The following is an 18373-nucleotide window of genomic DNA, read 5'->3' as shown; positions in this document are numbered from 1 at the left end:
GCGACCCGCGGGTTTTTGGGGTTATCTTTTCTTTTCGATATCACATTACTTGATGACCATGCAGATAGGAGAACCAGCCGATGATGAAAATGAGACCCCGCTTCATAGAATATCTGTCCGTCTGGTGGGAGCAGAGATCTTTACAGAGTCGCTTGATTGCCGCTTATATTGCCATTATTCTATTGCCGAGTCTGCTGGTCTCTGTCTTTTCTTTCAACTCCATCAATAAAACGTATATTTCGGATACGATCGATAAAAGTGCAAATTTGTTAGATATGGAGAAACTCCATATCCAGAATCAGATTGAATCTATGGAGCGTTCCGCACAGCTCGCCATTTCCGATAAGGAAGTAGTGAACTACTTGACCAGGGAAGAGGAGCCTCCCCTTGGAGAATTAATCGATTTTAATATGAACGCCTACGTTAATCTCACTCGTATCCAGTTTAACAATCCCAATATCGAAAATTTGCATCTGTTTACAGATAATCCGTATGCCTATGAGATTTGGCCGATCATTTTCAGTGAACAGCGGATTAAGCAGGAACCTTGGTATTCCGATACGTATGGGCTTGGCGATCAACAGATGTGGTATTTTCAGAACCAGTCACTTGACCTCACGAAGCGCAATGAATCAAATCCAGAGGCGACGAGCCCTAAGGTATCATTGCTGCGGGAGATCAGTGTCATTGCCGGAGAACACTCGGGGATTATTCAGGTGGATATGCTCTTATCGGATTTTGCTCCTCGTACGTTTTCTGTGCAGGAAGAACGTTCTCAGATGTTTCTGATTGATCATAAAGGCCAAATATTTACGCGCGAGGAGCAATCTCTACTAAGTGACAATCCGCAGATGAAAAAGGCAATTGTAGAGCGACTTGGTCTGATGGACACGGGTGGTTTCTGGCAAACGGAATACAAGGAAGGCGGTAAAACGTACCTTTTTCATAGCGTACCTCTCGAAGGTCTGGATGCTTATCTGCTGAATGTCGTTTCTATGGAAGATGTACTGCGGCAAATTTCCAAGATCCGAAATCAGACCATCGGTGCCAATATACTGTTTATTCTCATCTTTACGATTATTGCGTACATAATGAATTCGATTATTCTAAAAAATCTGGTAAGGCTGACGGATGCGATGAAAAAAGCGCGCCGCGGGGAGTTATATACCGGGGTAGTCATCCGTGGTGGCGGAGAAATTGGAGAGCTTGCGTATCATTTTAACAAGCTGATGAACAAAATTAATGAGCTCGTTGCCGTGGCGGTTCGAAAAGAAGCTTTGTCCAAAGAAGCAGAACTACGGACATTGCATAATCAGATTGATTCACACTTTCTATATAACACCCTTGAAAATATCCGGATGCTAGCGGAGATGGAGGACCAGCGGGAAATTGCGGATGCACTTACGTCACTCGGCGGTATGATGCGTTACAATTTTAAATGGTCAGGAGAATATGTGAAGCTGAAAGATGAACTAAGGCATATCCGTAACTATATAGAGGTTATGAATATCAGATTTGATACTCCAATACAGCTGGTCCTAGACATCCCGGAATATGCTCTGGAAGCCGAGGTGCTCAAAATGTCACTCCAGCCTCTCGTCGAGAACAGTGTAAAACACGCCTGGGCAGAACTGCCCGAAGAGCCAGATGATAAAACAATTCGAATTCAGGCGGAAACGAGCGGTGAGACCTTCCAGCTAACGATTGTAGATAACGGAAGCGGAATGGATCAGAACAAATTGCAGGAGATCGTAAGTAGGATGCAATTCAACCGGGAACAGGAAGAAGAACGGATGAAGCAGCCCGGAGGCATTGGACTTACCAATGTACATCAGCGGCTGCAGCTCTTTTACGGGAAAGAGTATGGATTGATGGTTCAAAGCGCGGAAGGACAAGGAACAGAGATCATGATGACATTACCTAAAGTATTACTGACAGGAGGGGATGCCGGATGAGAAGATTGATTATCGTGGATGATGAGAAGAACATTCGGATGGGACTTAAGGCGATGATTGAGCGTGAATTTGAGTCGGTATATGACATAGCACTTGCCGGCAACGGTAAGATCGCACTTGAACTGAATAAGGAGAATCCGGCTGATCTTATTCTGACCGATATAAGGATGCCTGTACTGGACGGAATTCGGCTGCTTGAAGAACTGCATGCTGAACCAGCGGAAACGCAGCCTGCGGTTGTACTATTGAGTGGATATGATGATTTTGAGTATGCCAAACAAGCGATAAGATATAAGGTTAGGGATTATTTGTTGAAGCCGATTGAGCGAAAGGAATTGTTTGATCTGCTAAAACGAGTGAACAAAGAATTGTCGGAACAGGAAGCGGTTCAAGAACAGCAGGCGAAGGAGCGCCAAGTGTGGCGTAAGGAGCAGCGGATAAACCGGCTGCGCCAGATTATTTGTGGAACCGATACCTTGCCTGAGGAAGAATGGAGGCAGGCGGAAGCCGATATTGGTTTTCCGCTAGGTGAAACGATGGCCGTGGCTGTTGTGATCTGCCATCACGAAGATGGTTCCAAGATGACGACAGGAGAGATCATGCGGCTCATTGAACGCCTCACTCATATGGTTGAAGATAGACTGGAAGCTGTTATTCCGGGGCTTGACGGAAGGATTGTACTCATCGGCAATACCACCACCTGGTACAAGGAACTTGCTCTACAGGCTCATCTCAAAGGTTGGAATGGTTTTCGAATGGGCATTAGTTCAGGGCAGAACCACGTCTCCCTTCTACGTGTCCAGTATCAAGAGGCGCTAACAGCGCTAGAATATACATTTTCACTCCAGCAGTCAGGTGGAATTGAATATAGTGAAGAATTACAGCATCGTACCGAGTTTCCCCTTCCCTATGCGGAACTGCACAAACTGCTCAACATGCTGGGAACCGATCGGCTAAAAGAAATGAAGCAGCTGCTTGGTACTATTTTTCAGGTGGACGAGCTTAAACATATGGACATCGCCTATTTGGAGCGGGTAAGCAGGCTGATGAATGAGAAGGTATTCGATGAAGTATTTTTGAAATACGGGGAGTCATCTGTTGAAGTACTTAAGATGTACAAGCGCGCAGGGAATATGAAGAATTTTCGGAGTTTCCACGATTATTACCGGAAAATTACGGACCTCCTTGTCAGTGTGAATGACTACATCGTCCAGATTCGATCTGCACACACGGAGCATTCAGATATGAAAGAGGCCGTTCAGTATATTGACACGCATTATGCTCGTCCTTTAAATATGGCGATGGTAAGCAATCATGTGTCGTTAAGTTATTCTTATTTTAGTGAGGCATTTAAAGCATACACAGGTGAAAATTTTGTGCTGTACCTGAAGAAGGTACGGATAAGTAAAGCCAAGGTATTGCTTCGGGAGACGGAGCTACGGATGTCAGCCATTAGCGATGCTGTAGGGTTTGAACACAGTAAGCAGTTTTCCCGCGTGTTTCGGGAGCTTGAAGGGGTTACACCCCATGAATATCGTCAGCTAATGCAGCTGGGGGCGGAGGATAAGGGGTAGATCATTAGGGAGTCGTGCGAATAGCACGGCTCCCTTTTCCATTTTTATGATCAAAGCTGGATCATACATAATTCAATGTTAAATACGGTACGTTGCAAAAGGTTTGGCATGAATGAAAGGTTCGCTTATTCTATCCAGCTCAGCGCCAAGCTCTGAATTCATGTCAATCTCAAGGCTCTTGATGTTATCGTCTAATTGCTCTGTCTTAGTCGCACCCACGATAACCGTTGATACTGCTGGGCGGTTCATGAGCCAAGCGACAGAAAGGGCACTTGGGGAATGACCGTGACTAGCAGCGAGATCACTTACCTTGCGTCCAAGTTCCAAGTTATGATCTTCTAAGAATCGGTTGAAGTTCGGATCAGTTTCGGCACGAGAACCCGCTGGAGCACTGTTTTTGCTTGTGTATTTCCCAGTAAGAATTCCTCCGGCCAGTGGGAAATAAGGAATGATCCCAACACCTTGGTCAAGGCACATCGGTACAAGCTCAAGTTCCGGCGTACGATCTGCAAGTGAGTAACTTGTTTGTGTGGACACATACCGCACATAATTCCTATGTTCACTAATCCCGAGCGCCTTCATTATTTCCCAAGCAGCATAGTTAGAAGCTCCTATGTAACGTACTTTACCCGAACGGACCATGTCATCGAGTGTCCGCAGTGTTTCTTCCAACGGTGTGTTTGGATCAAAGGTATGAATCTGGTACAGATCAACATAATCTGTTTGCAAACGTCTCAGGCTGTTTTCCAGCTCAAGATGTAAATGATAACGAGAAGAACCTCGTCCGTTAGGGGTATCGTCTTTGATAAGCCCTGCTTTCGTAGCAAGTACGACCTGATCCCGTTTTCCTTTCAAAGCTTGTCCAATAATTCGTTCTGATTCGGTTCCGGCATAAATATTGGCGGTATCAATAAAGTTAATACCTTTATCAATAGCGTGATGCAAAATGCGTGCTGAGTCTTTCTCATCGGCCCTTTTGCCAAAGGAATTGGTACCAAGTCCGAGCTGAGAAACTTGCAAACCACTTTGACCTAGATAGTTATATTTCATGATAGAATGCCCCTTTCAAGATGGTTGGTAGAGCAAGTTAGGATAACCCTAAGATCTTAAGTATAATATTGGCAGCTGCATAGAGCAAAATAAGGTAAGATATATACAGTTCATATAGAATGGGAAAATAAGGAGATTATTAGAATGGGAATAGCTATCGCATTCGTAATTTTATTTATAGTAATGGGGATTTTCTTTCTAGTGAAATCCAAAAGTGATCCTAAAAATAAAGGCTTCTATCTATGGATAGGGATTGCCTTGATTGTAATGACTGCCCTTTTTGTCCTGATTGGAACCTATCAAATCATAGATCCTGACCCACATTCTGCACATTAGATGTAACAAAAAATTGTTATCTTTCCAGCAAACACCGCAGGTCCCCAATCGTAAAGAAAGGGGACCTACGGTGTTTGATTTTATATATTATCTCTATATAAGTGCTATGAATTAACCGATAAACCGTACATGCGTAATCAGACCATCCTCAACACGGTACACCGGAACGGCATACAGCAAGTCGGTTCTTCCGCTATGTCCGCTGACTTCTTCATGATCAATGACATAAGGGCCGTTCACAATACGAGTCAGAATCTTCGCATGCAGCTCGGGGCTGACTTCGAACGTCTTTGTATACCTAGCACGGATTTCTTCTCTGTTCGTTTGTTGTACATTCCCTTGTGCATCTTCAATGACACATTCGGGATGATAGGTAAGAAGTAGAGCCTCAATATCGCGTGCATTGTAAGCTTCAAGCTGAGCATCAATAACTTGGGTGATAGACATAGGTAAGTCTCCTTTGGCGTATAGTCAGATGGGTAAAATGATCAATTCATTTCTTCAGAATATAACAATTTTTAACACCGTAATCAACTACTATTTTAAAGCGGTAAAGTGATGTCGTCACTATGGGAATTTACCGATAAGTATATGACCAAGGCCAACTGATGCGGACTTTTATTAAAGTAACGGATATCAAAAACAAAGCGTAAAGAGGTTTAGACGAAGGGATTTCCTTCATCTAAACCTCTTTTTTATATAGGCTAAAGATAGTCCAGATCACCTGAAGATAATCCAGAATAGCGCTTACATTTTGGGATTTATAATCAGACATGTAAACAGTGCAAGGCTATTCAGATTCATACTTTAGAATTAAAGGATGTGTCCATGTGAAAAAATCACCATTTTTGTTAGCGCTTACGCTTGTGGGGTCACTTGCTTTATCTGCATGTAGTTCAGGCACAGGAACGGATACAACGGGTAATGAGGCAGGGGGGAGCGCAGCCAAGCCGGAACAGCCAGCCAGCAGTAAACAAGTAGAGATATTTAGCTGGTGGACTGGTGCAGGAGAAGAGGCTGGGCTCAAAGCTCTGATTCAAGAATTCAAAGATAAGCAGCCGGATATTGAAGTCATTAATGCAGCAGTGGCAGGCGGAGCAGGAACAAATGCGAAAGCTGTTCTCGCAAGCCGGATGCAAGGCGGGGACCCGCCAGGAACGTTCCAGGTCCACGGAGGATCGGAGCTTAACACTGGATGGGTTGCAGCAGGTAAAATGGAACCGCTGAACGACTTATATGAATCAGAAGGTTGGAATGAAAAGTTTCCAAAAGATCTGATTGATCTTGTCAGCAGTGAAGGCAACATCTGGTCCGTACCTGTGAATATCCACCGTGGGAATGTTCTTTGGTATAACAAAAAAGTTTTTGCAGATAACGGACTTGAAGTACCGACTACATTCGACGAGTTCTTTCAAGTAGCAGATGCGCTGAAAGCCAAAGGGATTACACCGCTTGCTCTCGGAGATAAAGAACCTTGGACCGCAACTCATTTGTTTGAGAGCGTGCTTCTTGGAACACTAGGCCCGGACGGCTATAAACAGTTGTGGAGTGGAGAGATTCCTTTTGATGATCCGAAGGTAAAAGAATCTCTGGAAACATTTAAGAAGATGCTCACTTATGTCAATGAAGATCATGCTGCCCGGAACTGGCAAGATGCATCCCAGCTCGTATCTACGGGGGAAGCAGCAATGAACGTAATGGGCGACTGGGCTAAAGGCTACTTCACTGGTGATCTTAAACTGAAGACGAATGTTGATTTTGGCTATGTACCTACTCCGGGCACAGAAGGAAGCTTTATGGTGATCACCGATACATTTGGACTGCCTAAAGGTGTAAAAGATCCAGATTCGGTCAAAGAATTCTTGAAAGTGTTGGGCTCTGTTGAAGGACAGGATGCCTTTAATCCGTTAAAAGGATCGATTCCAGCTCGTGTAGATGCGGATGTATCCAAATATGATGAATACGGTAAAGATACGATGGAAGATTTCAAGAACAGTGCACTCACACCAAGTTTGGCCCATGGTTCTGCGGCTTCGGAAGGATTTGTAACCCAAGCGAATCAGATCATCAATATCTTTGTAACAAGCGGAGATGTGGATCAAGCGATTCAAGGTCTGAAACAGGCTGCTTCTGCAGGAATGTAATGATGGAAAGGAGTGACAGCCTCTATAAGGTCCGTAGGGCCTGTGGAGGCTGTTACTTTTCAACCATCTAAAGTCTACTTGGTACGAAAAGAATGTCCAGACCACCTGAATATCGTCCAGAACGATGGGTGCGTGTGTGATTTTATAATAAAACGATAGAACAGAACATAAGGAGCATGACTACCCACTTGAGCAGGGCAAAGGAGAGAAACGAGGATGCAGACTAACGTCAGTATACAGAAGAAAAAGAAGGTCCCAGACAAGTTGTGGGGGATACTAATGCTTATGCCTTCCTTACTTGCAATTGCCATATTTGTATACGGTTTCATCAGCTGGACGGGATATGTGTCCGTAAGTAACTGGAACAGTCTCGTAAAGGATTTATCTTTCGCTGGATTCAAAAATTTTGCGTTCCTCTTTCAAGATTTTCGCTTCCAATCTGACATTCGCAACACCATCTTGTTTACGATTCTGTTTATCGCTGCATGTCTTGGCATTGGGCTACTGCTCGCCATGTTAGTCAATCAGAAGATCAAGGGGGAGGCCTTCTTCCGTAACATCTTTATTTTCCCGATGGCTGTATCCTTTATCGTGACGGGTGTTGTGTGGCAGTGGCTGCTAAATCCTTCATCCGGTATTAATATCTTGCTGAAAAATATAGGCATTTCCTCTCCGCCGAAATGGTATGTAAGTACAGAAATAATTTCTTTCTTCAAAATGGGTTTGATTGATTTTGGATTCCCTGTCGCTTTGGTAGCCGTCATTATTGCGGCAGTGTGGCAAATGGCAGGATATACGATGGCGATGCTGCTCGCAGGACTTCGCGCTATCGGTGAAGATTTGTTCGAGGCGGCACGAGTGGATGGCGCTTCGGAACGCAAAATTTTTACAGCGATTATTTTACCGTTGCTTAAACCGGTTATTGTGAGTGCGATCATTATACTTGGACACATTTCTTTGAAAATTTTTGATCTGATCTATTCCATGACAGGCCCTGGTGCCATGTTCGTAACCGACATGCCGGGGGTGTACATGTACGAAACGACGTTCCGGGGCAATTTCTACGGAAATGGTTCAGCAATTGCTATCCTGCTACTGCTGTTTGTATCCTTCCTCATCGTTCCTTATCTTATCTCTAGCAGAAAGGGGGATTAACCTGTGGTACACTCGAAGTTTTCACGAGCGATGATCTATCTGCTATTGATCTTTTTTGCGGTATTGTTTCTCGTTCCGGTATATGTGGTACTGGTTACAAGCCTCAAATCACTGGATGCCATCACGCTGAACCAGATGTGGTCGCTTCCGAAATCAATCGATTTGTCCGGATATAAGGAGGCTTTTACTAGGCTCGCTCCTCATCTCTGGAACAGCATGCTGTTAGTCATTCCCGCTACTCTTCTATGTGCGCTGCTTGGGTCGCTGAATGGCTATGTTTTTGCGAAATGGCGGTTTAAAGGTTCTGAAACACTCTTTACGCTTATTTTGTTCGGGATGTTTATTCCATATCAGAGTGTTTTAATTCCGCTCATTCAGTTCATGCAAGAAATTAAACTGTACAATACAATTCCAGGGCTGATTCTCGTACACGTCATATACGGACTTCCTATCTCAACACTGATATTCCGTAACTTCTATGTAAGTATACCGAATGAAATTATGGAGTCAGCACAGATCGACGGAACCGGATTTTTCGGAATCTATCGGCATATTATTTTGCCGCTATCCGTAACAAGTTTTGTGGTAGTTGGGATTTGGGAGTTCACGAATATCTGGAACGAATTTTTGTTTGCAGTTACCCTTACTACACAAAGCCAGCAGCCGATTATGGTAGCACTCCAGAATTTGTCGGGCAGCCAGGTGGTACATTGGAACGTTCAAATGGCCGGAGCGGTGCTTGCCGCATTACCAACGCTGCTTGTGTATATTTTGCTGGGACGTTACTTTATTCGGGGTCTGCTAGCGGGTTCTGTGAAAGGCTAAAAGATAGATTGCGAGAATGGAAGGAAAGAAGTAAGCTCAGCTGAGAAGGTCTTTATCGGACGTTCCTAGGCTGGGCTTGTTGTTATTTAGGGAATATGTAGAGCTACTAACCTACTTTCGTTGTTATAAAAGAGGAGGGACCCTGTTTGTTCAAGACTTGGCTGAGACCACATTATATCCTAATCACCTTGCTGCTCATCGGCACGGTCTCCATTTCATTATTCCATTTAATGAAAGCGCTTCAGTATGAATCTGCTATGTTTTCTGATGAAAACTCGCATGACCCGCAGATTCATCTCGTACTTATTTCTCAAGAGCTGGATAATCCATACTGGCGACTTATTGAACATGGAGCACGAAGTGCTGCCGAGAAGAGGAAGGCTACCTTGGAGTATGTTGGTCCGGTACAAGCGAATGTCCAGGAACAAGTTCGGCTAATTGAGATGGCGGTTGCTTCAAAAATTGACGGGATATTGACGCAGGGACTCGATGATGAACAGTTTGCCCCATTGATTCATAAAGCGATTGAGCTGGGGATTCCCGTCATTACGATCGACTCTGACGCTCCGAACACCGAACGAGTTGCTTATGTGGGTACGGATAACTATGCTGCCGGGTTTATGGCAGGTAAGGCACTCATACAAGACACGGCAGGGAAAGCGAAAGTAGGCATCGTGACAGGAAGTTTCCAATCCGTGAACCTAAAAGAAAGGGTGCGTGGTTTTCTGGATGCCGTAAAACGGGAACCAGATATTCGAATTTTAGACATGAAAGAATCCAACATTGATCGGATTGGTTCTGCCTCTGCTGCATACGGACTCGCTAAAGCTTATCCTGAACTAGATACGTTTTTTGGTACGAGTGCACTTGATGCCATGGGCATTGCTCAAATGTTGAACGATATAAAGAAAAGTCCAGGCACTCTTTTGGATGAGCGAATTCGAATTTTTGGATTTGATGATCTGCCAGAGACAGTCGAGCTTATTGATCAAGGCGTGGTGGACGCAACCATAGTTCAACAGCCTTACCAAATGGGTGCAGAAGGTGTGGAGCTGATGCTCGATTATCTGGCAGGCCAAAAAATAGTCAGTGTTTATAATACCGATGCACGGATCGTACGCGGAGCAAATTTGCCGTATAACCGGGGAGGCGACGGCTTATGATCCATCTCAAAACAAAGCTGATGCTGTTCTTCACGGTCCTGATTGTGCTGATTTCTGCGCTGGCTCTCATCCTGTTTCAGAATAACAGCCGTTCGATTGAACAATATGACCGGATATTAAATCGATTTTTTCTACTCAATGATATTCATCAGCGAACGAAGCTCGTGAATGGTTCTATTCAGGCTTATGTTCAGGATTCTGTTGCTGATCCTGCACTCTTAGACAGTTATGAACAGCAGGTGGAGGAGCTGAACAAGCTCAGTTCTTCACTGCTGACCGATATCGAGAATGATGTCAATTACGTACTCGTCAAAAACTACAGCAATATGATTGATAGCTTTCTCGAACAGGGGGAGCAGACGATGAACAGTGTGAGTGATGAGGATCTTGCTTCCTACTATGAGCATATGACAGAGACAGACCGGACCGCGAGCTTTATCCAGGATGCTACACTGAAGCTCATTAACGATGAGTTATCAAATTATCAATCCTTTTATAATGCCATGAACGCTAAAAATGAACATTTGCAAAAAATGGCCATCTTTGCCTTTTTGGCGGCGGCTTTGTTTTGTACTTTGTTCACTTTCTGGTTCTCTGAGGGCATCACGAACCCTATTCGTCAGCTGTCGCTAGCGGCAAAGCAGATTTCAAGGGGGAATTTTGAGGTCGCGAAGGTACAGGTGAAGAGCAGGGACGAACTACATTTTCTCGCGGAGACCTTTAACGGAATGTGTGCTGATATCAGGCAGCTTATACATGAGATCAAACAGAAATCAGAGCTGGATACACTGGTCAAGAAAATGGAAATTCGCAGTTTACAAAACCAGATTAATCCTCATTTTTTGTTCAATACCCTAAATATGGTGTCTAAGATGGCTTATGTAGAAGGAGCAGAGAAGACGAGTGATCTTGTGGATTCGATCTCGATGTTACTTCGTTATAATCTCAAGAAGATGCATGATAATGTCGTACTGCGGGATGAAATTGCGATTGTAAGAGAGTATTTTTATATTCAGCAAATGCGCTTCGGGGATCGGATTCGGTTTTCAGAACATATTGATGAAGCTTGTCTTGGCTGTGTGATCCCTTCACTTACGATCCAGCCTCTTGTGGAGAATAGTTTCGCGCATGGGATTGAATCTTCCGAAAGCGGCGGCGAGCTGGCCATAGATATTTATAACGAGGGAGGACGGGTGATTGTAGAGATTCGCGATAACGGGGTCGGTATGAATGAAGATCAGATTGCTAGACTGTTTGATGCCTCAAGTGGAACGGCTCATTTAGGAGAGAGAGATCCTTCAGATCTTAACGGAATAGGAAACGGAAGCGGTATCGGACTTCGCAATGTGATGCGTAGACTTCAATTGTATTATCAATGTGATGACATCATGGAAATCGACTCCCTGTGCGGAAAGGGCACAACGATCCGGCTGAAGTTACCGGTGATGATGAAAGAGGAGGCGGCTTATGTATAAAATGCTGATTGTGGATGATGAGCAGATTGAGCGCAGTGCCTTGCGTATGATGATTGAAAGACATCTGCCTGAAGTCCTTGTCGTAGGCGAAGCGGAGAACGGGCGTATTGCTGTAGAGATGGCACATCAGTTACGTCCGGATGTAGTCACAATGGATGTTAAAATGCCAGGCATCGATGGTATAGAAGCCGTGTCTTTACTATGCAATGAGTATCCCGATATGCAGTTTATTATGGTGTCTGCTTTTGATGAATTTGAATATGCCCGGCGGGTGATGAAGTACGGCGTGAAGGAATATTTACTAAAGCCTTGTAAAAAGGATCAGATGATCAGTGCGGTAAAGACGGTTCTGGCGGGGATTGATGTTAGTCGGCAAGATATCCAAAGGGAGCAGGAACGAGCGCAACAAGTTCAACAAGCATGTGTGCTTATCGAAGCGGAATGGGTTGCGGCGATTTGTCAGGAGAGAGCGATGAGTGAGGAGACAAAGCGCTATGCGAAAGACGTAGGGATCAAGGAGAACAGTGCGGGGTATGCCATGGTTTTTGCTATTAGCAGCAGCGGCACAATGGCTGAGGAGCAGCAGAGGCTAATTCAAAATGAGATGCGAGGGTATATGAAGACCTTTGAAGGTTGTCACATCGGCCCTGCCATCGGAGGATATTTTCCATGTTTGTTCTTCCCGCCTGACAAAGAAGAGGGTGCAGGAAGAAGAACTATACGTTCCCAAGCGTCTCATATGGCAAGATTTCTTTTACAGCAGGGACAGCGAGGGCATGGCGATATTAAAGTGAGTATTGGAATCGGCAATCTGTATTCTTCTGCAACGATGTGGGTCCGTTCGTATCATGAAGCTTTGCTGGCTTCACAAATTTCAGGAAAGTCTGCGATCTGTTTTTATGAGGATATTCCAATGGAAATGGACGATGATTATCCCTATCCGCACGAGAGTGAGCAGCAGTTGCTACAACAAGTACGAAGAGGGAACGGAACAGAGGCAGAGGAAGTTTTCGATGATTATCTATCTGAGCTCCTACGAATGACAAATTATGATCTGGAACGAGTGAAGCATGACCTCGGTAAATTATTTTCTCAGATGCTCAAGTTATTGAAAGAGAAGGGGATTCTGCTTCCAAAGCTTGGGGGGCTATCTGCATTAAAAGATGAGCAAAGTTTACGTACGCATGCGCAGTTCCAGCTCAAATTGATGCTTGAGAAGCTGAATGAAATGTATAGGGATGAGCAGCGCGGGAGTATTGAGAAGGCTAAGACATTCATGGCAGAGTATTACGTGAAGGAGCTGTCTCTGGAGGAGGTAGCTGAGCACATAGGTTTAAACCCCCACTATTTTAGCAAAATGTTTCATGAACGCTGTGGCGTTACCTTTATTGATTACCTGACTTCCTTACGGATTGGCAAAGCACAGGAACTGCTGGCAGATCCGAAGCAGGTTGTGAAGGAGATCAGTGTGCAGATCGGATACAGAGATCCTAACTATTTTAGCCGTGTATTTAAAAAAATGGTCGGGGTCTCTCCGTCCGAATACCGAAATGCATGTCTTCGAAATGAGATGCTGGGGTTATAGATTGAGGCAAGTTCGAAGCATTCGCTAGAGAAAAAGGAACACTATGAACTGTTCGTATTGTCCACCGTACGCAGTATTTCTTGTACTTACCTGTTCTCTCCCACCCGGAATCTTTCTCTGCATGATATAGTTCCGCTTGTAAGGAATAAGGGATGGGGGAATGCGGATGATGAATTTGAAAGAAATGGTGTACGCTTTGCGAGGAAATACACTCGCTGAGGCTTTCTCAGCAAAATGGGACTGTGACGAGGGGACACTTCAGTTCTGGCGTGCCAGTTCTAATGTGGTGTATCACTTTGAATCCAGCGGCATTAAACAGTGGCTAAGGTTCAGTAGTGCAAGTGATCATCAACGAGAACAGCTGGAGGCAGAGCTTCATTTCATGATGTATTTGAAGGATCACGGCTTTCCTTGTGTCAGCCTCATCGCTTCTCAGGCGGGTGAATATCTAGAGGAATTGCAGACGGAAGAAGGCATCTATTATGCCGTCGTTTTCTCAGAAGCGAGCGGGGATCATATCTATAGGCAGCCTACGGAAGAAGAGGCGGAGCAATGGGGAAGGGCGCTAGCCGAGCTGCATGAGTTATCTCAAAGGTATGAGCATAAGAACTCCGGAAGAAAGCACTGGAGCGAGATTTTGAATGATGCGGAAAAGATACTTCAAAGACATCCAGAGGAAACCGTTGCTAAGCAAGAGCTTGCTCTGGTAAGAGAAGAACTGGAACATTGGACTGAAGATGAGACGAATATCGGTCTCGTCCATTATGATTTTCAGCTCGACAATGTGATGTTTGAAGATGGATGTATCTCGGATGTCATTGATTTTGACGATACGATGGTCCATTTTTATATGATGGATTTGGTTCGGGTGCTCGAAGATGATTGCGACGAACAGGGGAGATACTTGGAGGATTCAGAGGAGAGGGTATCTTCGTTCTTGAAAGGATACGGCTCGGTGCGTACGATTCCGGAAGATTGGAATTACACATACGCTGTCCTGAGGCGGTTTGAACGCGTGCATGGATATACCCGGTTGCTCTGTTCTCTTGAGAGGTCAGAAGAAGTCGTGAATGAGGCGCCGGCATGGTATGACGGACTGGTTCAGAAATTCAGAAAAATATTGGCTGAAGAAAAAATAATGATGTCCGAGTCGATAGTGGGTTCTGTGCGCTAAAATGACGTGTATTCTGATACGATATATCCTAAGAAAACCGCCTCGATAATGAAGTGGTTTTTTTTGGTATATATTCACCTGAAGTTCGATCAGGATAATGAGAAGCAAGGCATACAGAATACTCATGACATTCAGCTTAATGAAGTACTTGAAGTGGATCACATCCTTGTTTAGTTATTGTTTATCATTAGGTAAATTATGTCATATCCCAATTACTTATAGCGAGTGATAGGGGAGATTAGTTAAACATTTATAAGCTTTGTTATGGTTACATAGGAATTTATTACCGCTTCCAATAATATATCTAGGGGTAATTGGAGTACTGCTGACATCACCAAAATGACCCTACAGCGGTTCAAAAAAGGAGATGGATACCTCATGAGTTGGAATTTGGTCCGTATTTTGGAGAAGAGTGCAGCAAGCAACCCCGATCACCCAGCTTACGTGTTTCAGGAAAAAAGTACATCTTATGCTGAACTGATGCAGCAAATTAGCCAGTGTTCTTCCGGGCTCGCTTCTCATGGCATTGCCAAAGGGGATAAGGTTGTATTATTGCTAGGCAATTCACCGGAGTTCATCATTTCCTACTATGGTATTCTTCATCTAGGCGGAATTGTCGTCCCGGTAAATCCGACGTATAAACCGGAGGAGATTGCCTATATTCTCGGTAACAGTGGGGCTACTGCCGTGATTGCAGTAGGGGCGTTGAAACCTATGATTGCAGTACTAAGTGAGAAGATTCCCTCGGTTCGGCTTACGGTGTACACCAATGCAGAGACAGGTTCTTCCTCTTGGGAAGCGTTAATAGCCTCTGGTGATGATAATATTGTATCCGTTTACAATGATAATAATGATACTGCCGTTATTTTGTATACTTCGGGTACAACCGGCAAGCCGAAAGGAGCCATGTTATCTCACCGAAATTTGGCTACTAACGCTCATGCACTCCATACGATATTCGGTATCCAAAGTACAGACAAAGTGGTAACCGTCCTCCCTATGTTCCATATCTACTGTATGACCGTCTGTGTGAATGCTCCTCTTGCTGTAGGGTCTACCATTCTGATTATGCCGCGCTTCCAACCTGCGGAGATCATGAGAACTATTCGTGAACAGCAGGCAACCATGTTCTCTGGTGTGCCTACAATGTATAGCTTTTTATTACAGTATCCAGATGCGAAGAGGGAAGATTTTACCTCCATTCGTTTATGTTCTTCTGGGGGAGCTTCGCTTCCTGTAGAGGTACTTCATAAATTTGAAGAGAAGTTTCAAGTGAAAATAAGTGAGGGGTATGGGCTCTCGGAAGCTTCGCCGGTGACGGCTTTTAATCCGCCTGGGGGGATAAGAAAATGGGGATCTGTAGGGGTAAATATACCTGATGTTATCAATAAAGTGATAGATGTAGATGGGAATGAGCTTCCTCGCGGAGAAGTAGGGGAACTGATCGTGAAGGGCCCGAATGTGATGCAAGGATATTTTAATATGCCTGAAGCGACAGCAGCAGCCTTGAAGGACGGCTGGCTTTATACAGGAGACCTTGCCCAGATGGATGAGGAAGGCTATATTTTTATCGTGGATCGGAAAAAGGATATGATCAATGTCGGCGGATATAACGTCTATCCTCGGGAAGTAGAAGAAGTGATCTATCAGCACCCGGGCGTGTTTGAGGCGGCAGTCATTGGAGTTAAGGATGATGTATTTGGAGAGAAGGTAAAAGCATTTGTCGTTAGAAATGATCAGCAGCTAACTTCAGATGGACTTATGGAGTTCTGTAAGGAAAGGCTCGTCAAATACAAACTTCCGGCTTTCATTGAATTTATAGAAGAACTTCCAAAGAATAGTTCCGGCAAAACGCTGCGCCGTGCGCTTAGAGAGAGTAGTGCATCTTCGGTTCCATCAGAGCCGGGTGATACCCCTTAAATACAACAAATAAGAAAATGAGATGCTGCATGTTTGCAACATCTCATTTTTCTTTTTTAGGCGAAATTTCAAAATAGTCAAGTATGACAAGGATATAGACGTTTTTGCTGTCGTTGCTCATCCAATTGCTGCATCATCCATTGTTGAATGCTTCTAGAATACTGCGTTGCAAAGGCAGGATGCGCTAGATTACATGATTCTAGAGGATCATCGGATACATTGTACAACTCATACTCATCATGTACAGGCTCTGTTTTAACGGTCTTTACCCATGGTGCGGACGCTTTTCCTCTAACAGGCTGGACCGTTACATCTTCTACCCCAGGCTGACTCCAGAATTGTGCGTTGTCAAAATAGCGGGAGAATTTCCACAATTCTTTTTTATCATTCGTGTAGATGTTCATCATTATAGTCTCGATATGGTTAGGCTGAATAACCGATGGATAGTGCTCCCCCATAGGGTTTGTTTGGTGTTGACCCCGGGTGACATCATCGTCTGTCATAAAATAAATCGGGTCATCCGATATATCCGTATGGTTTTGTTTCAAGATCAAAGGAGTGAGGTCACGCCCTACAAGTGGGCGTGCTTCGCTGAATCTGCTTTCTAAGCGGCATCGGATTTCTTCAATATTAACGTTAGCAAGCCCAAGCATGGTGGGCAGAAGGTCAATATGACTCGTCAATGTATCTACATTTCTAGATTGCGGGAACAGGTGTTTATTGTGAATGAGGAAAGGGACATGAAGAAACTCTTCATAGGCACTGTACCATTTTTGATGGAGATGGCCGTGAGCACCTAACAAATCCCCATGATCCGATGTGAAAATAACAATAGTGTTGTCATAGAGAGAAGAACGAGTAAGAGCATCCAACACTTTCAACATTTCCCTATCCACGTTCTTTTGCAGTTGGTAGTAAAGCTGACGATAAAAGGGTTCGTTATTAATAGGCTGCAAAGCTGTTGGATAAATCTCGCGGTAGCTAGCCTGACAGCGGGGTTTCGTGATCAGCGACTCATGTAGGGTTGGCGGAGGATCCACGGACGGCACTGTCGGGTCTACCTCAAACCGGAACATAGGGAGCTGCGCAGTGATTGCTCCATATAACACAATATCATGTGGGTTCACAAAGGAAGATACGACTAACCAAGGTTTTGCGTTATGGTCATGTCTTTTTTGGTGTTCAAGGGATTGGAGGAGTTCAACGACTTCATCTGCATAAAATTCATCTCTACCGCTGACTCCGAAAGCGGCAGAGGAACCGGAATTCCGTGGGTTTCTTCCGTGGGGTTCAGGTCCAATCCAGCTCGAAAAACCGTAATTTTCTAGACGGTCAGCACGATCATATAAATGTTCTAATTTCTTGTCTGGCACGCCGGTCATCGTGTTGTAGCTTGGCAGGCTTTGGTGCGTCCCAGGATTTATAATGTCTTCCTCCGATATGTGCCATTTGCCTTTATAAAAAGTTTGGTAGCCGGCTTCGCGAAAGTAATCTCCCATGGTGGGAACTGTATTTCGATCGAGCCAGTACATGTCAGAGTCGAAGGATTCCTTGGCCATACCTGTCGTCTGGCTAACTCCATGCAGAGAAGGATAATGCCCGGTAAACAGGGTAGCCCGGCTGGGGCAACATGCTGTACTTCCTATATAATGTCTATGGAACTCCAGGCTATGAGATTTTAAGCGTTCTTGAGCAATGAGATTTTGTTTGCGCCATTCCTTTATTTCCGCCGATTCATAAACAGGGGGATATCGTTCCTCATCTACGAGGAGCACGAGAAAATTAGGCTTTCCCACTCCCCGCAGTGAAATAGGAGTTTCACTCATAGATACACATCCTTCGGTAGGTATTTACCTTAAGTTATGTGTTTATTCCCCGAAACAGTAGCCTTTTACCAAAGCGCCTTCATTGCATTTGATTGAATAAAATAGAAACCCCCTTTAATTACAATGGCTATATTCTTTAGGTGCTGTGGTTGTTAGCTATTTTACACTTTCTTACAATTAAGGTATTGAAA

14 protein-coding genes are annotated in these 18373 nt (G+C 44.4%); 11 read left to right on the top strand and 3 right to left on the bottom strand.

The features are described 5' to 3' along the window. Positions 1-80: 80 nt before the first annotated feature. The gene (locus tag KFT32_RS17035) at positions 81-1955 is read left to right on the top strand and encodes a cache domain-containing sensor histidine kinase (RefSeq protein WP_249435946.1); all 1875 of its coding nucleotides are present in this window, start codon (positions 81-83) and stop codon (positions 1953-1955) included. Beyond that, positions 1952-3529, top strand: a complete 1578-nt coding sequence (locus tag KFT32_RS17030) for a response regulator (protein WP_211748438.1) — start codon at positions 1952-1954, stop codon at positions 3527-3529. Before KFT32_RS17035 ends, KFT32_RS17030 begins: the two co-directional genes overlap by 4 nt. A 78-nt stretch (positions 3530-3607) precedes the next feature. Here the strand turns inward: KFT32_RS17030 and KFT32_RS17025 are convergent, their stop codons facing one another. Continuing rightward, positions 3608-4579 carry an aldo/keto reductase gene (locus KFT32_RS17025; RefSeq protein ID WP_211748437.1) on the bottom strand — a complete coding sequence of 324 codons (972 nt, stop codon included), beginning with the start codon at positions 4577-4579 and terminating at the stop codon, positions 3608-3610. Positions 4580-4723: 144 nt separating this feature from the next. Here KFT32_RS17025 and KFT32_RS17020 point away from each other — a divergent pair, with 144 nt between their 5' ends. Further along, positions 4724-4915 (top strand): hypothetical protein, encoded by a 192-nt coding sequence (locus KFT32_RS17020; RefSeq protein WP_211748436.1) that lies wholly within the window; start codon positions 4724-4726, stop codon positions 4913-4915. Positions 4916-5026: 111 nt separating this feature from the next. Here the strand turns inward: KFT32_RS17020 and KFT32_RS17015 are convergent, their stop codons facing one another. Continuing rightward, on the bottom strand, positions 5027-5362 hold the full coding sequence (locus KFT32_RS17015; RefSeq protein ID WP_211748435.1) for a nuclear transport factor 2 family protein: 336 nt from the start codon (positions 5360-5362) through the stop codon (positions 5027-5029). A 383-nt stretch (positions 5363-5745) separates the two neighbouring features. On the opposite strand from KFT32_RS17015, the gene KFT32_RS17010 reads away from it, so the two are divergent. The 8 genes from KFT32_RS17010 (at position 5746) to KFT32_RS16975 (ending at position 16356) form a co-directional block, all read left to right on the top strand. Continuing rightward, the gene (locus tag KFT32_RS17010; RefSeq protein ID WP_211748434.1) at positions 5746-7059 is read left to right on the top strand and encodes an ABC transporter substrate-binding protein; all 1314 of its coding nucleotides are present in this window, start codon (positions 5746-5748) and stop codon (positions 7057-7059) included. 216 nt (positions 7060-7275) lie between these two features. Then, a complete protein-coding gene (locus tag KFT32_RS17005) occupies positions 7276-8214 on the top strand; it encodes a carbohydrate ABC transporter permease (RefSeq protein ID WP_211748433.1) in 939 nt (312 codons plus the stop codon). 30 nt (positions 8215-8244) lie between these two features. Next, entirely contained in the window at positions 8245-9039 is a 795-nt protein-coding gene (locus KFT32_RS17000) for a carbohydrate ABC transporter permease (RefSeq protein ID WP_211748494.1), read from the top strand. 146 nt (positions 9040-9185) lie between these two features. Continuing rightward, positions 9186-10202 carry a sugar-binding protein gene (locus tag KFT32_RS16995; protein WP_249435945.1) on the top strand — a complete coding sequence of 339 codons (1017 nt, stop codon included), beginning with the start codon at positions 9186-9188 and terminating at the stop codon, positions 10200-10202. Beyond that, positions 10199-11677, top strand: coding sequence for a sensor histidine kinase (locus KFT32_RS16990; RefSeq protein ID WP_211748432.1), 1479 nt, complete (start codon positions 10199-10201; stop codon positions 11675-11677). The genes KFT32_RS16995 and KFT32_RS16990 overlap by 4 nt, the downstream gene beginning before the upstream one ends. After that, positions 11670-13262 (top strand): response regulator, encoded by a 1593-nt coding sequence (locus KFT32_RS16985; RefSeq protein ID WP_211748431.1) that lies wholly within the window; start codon positions 11670-11672, stop codon positions 13260-13262. Before KFT32_RS16990 ends, KFT32_RS16985 begins: the two co-directional genes overlap by 8 nt. Before the next feature lie 166 nt (positions 13263-13428). After that, entirely contained in the window at positions 13429-14436 is a 1008-nt protein-coding gene (locus KFT32_RS16980; protein ID WP_211748430.1) for a phosphotransferase enzyme family protein, read from the top strand. 378 nt (positions 14437-14814) lie between these two features. Next, complete coding sequence (locus tag KFT32_RS16975; protein ID WP_211748429.1) at positions 14815-16356, top strand: long-chain-fatty-acid--CoA ligase; 1542 nt, start codon at positions 14815-14817, stop codon at positions 16354-16356. Between the two features lie 77 nt (positions 16357-16433). Here the strand turns inward: KFT32_RS16975 and KFT32_RS16970 are convergent, their stop codons facing one another. Beyond that, positions 16434-18182 (bottom strand): sulfatase family protein, encoded by a 1749-nt coding sequence (locus KFT32_RS16970; RefSeq protein ID WP_211748428.1) that lies wholly within the window; start codon positions 18180-18182, stop codon positions 16434-16436. Between the last annotated feature and the right edge of the window lie 191 nt (positions 18183-18373).

The sequence above is a fragment of the Paenibacillus sp. Marseille-Q4541 genome (assembly GCF_018310695.1).
Classification (GTDB): domain Bacteria; phylum Bacillota; class Bacilli; order Paenibacillales; family Paenibacillaceae; genus Paenibacillus.
Note: the sequence above shows the minus strand (reverse complement) of the source record. Positions and strands in the feature narration are given on the sequence as shown.

Excerpts from the sequence above, each read along its gene's own strand:
- KFT32_RS16970 (WP_211748428.1), bottom strand. The coding sequence starts at position 18,182 with ATGAGTGAAACTCCTATTTCACTGCGGGGAGTGGGAAAGCCTAATTTT.
- KFT32_RS17015 (WP_211748435.1), bottom strand. The coding sequence starts at position 5,362 with ATGTCTATCACCCAAGTTATTGATGCTCAGCTTGAAGCTTACAATGCA.
- KFT32_RS17005 (WP_211748433.1), top strand. The coding sequence starts at position 7,276 with ATGCAGACTAACGTCAGTATACAGAAGAAAAAGAAGGTCCCAGACAAG.
- KFT32_RS16980 (WP_211748430.1), top strand. The coding sequence starts at position 13,429 with ATGATGAATTTGAAAGAAATGGTGTACGCTTTGCGAGGAAATACACTC.
- KFT32_RS16975 (WP_211748429.1), top strand. The coding sequence starts at position 14,815 with ATGAGTTGGAATTTGGTCCGTATTTTGGAGAAGAGTGCAGCAAGCAAC.
- KFT32_RS16990 (WP_211748432.1), top strand. The coding sequence starts at position 10,199 with ATGATCCATCTCAAAACAAAGCTGATGCTGTTCTTCACGGTCCTGATT.
- KFT32_RS16985 (WP_211748431.1), top strand. The coding sequence starts at position 11,670 with ATGTATAAAATGCTGATTGTGGATGATGAGCAGATTGAGCGCAGTGCC.
- KFT32_RS17030 (WP_211748438.1), top strand. The coding sequence starts at position 1,952 with ATGAGAAGATTGATTATCGTGGATGATGAGAAGAACATTCGGATGGGA.
- KFT32_RS17020 (WP_211748436.1), top strand. The coding sequence starts at position 4,724 with ATGGGAATAGCTATCGCATTCGTAATTTTATTTATAGTAATGGGGATT.
- KFT32_RS17000 (WP_211748494.1), top strand. The coding sequence starts at position 8,245 with ATGATCTATCTGCTATTGATCTTTTTTGCGGTATTGTTTCTCGTTCCG.
- KFT32_RS17025 (WP_211748437.1), bottom strand. The coding sequence starts at position 4,579 with ATGAAATATAACTATCTAGGTCAAAGTGGTTTGCAAGTTTCTCAGCTC.
- KFT32_RS17035 (WP_249435946.1), top strand. The coding sequence starts at position 81 with ATGATGAAAATGAGACCCCGCTTCATAGAATATCTGTCCGTCTGGTGG.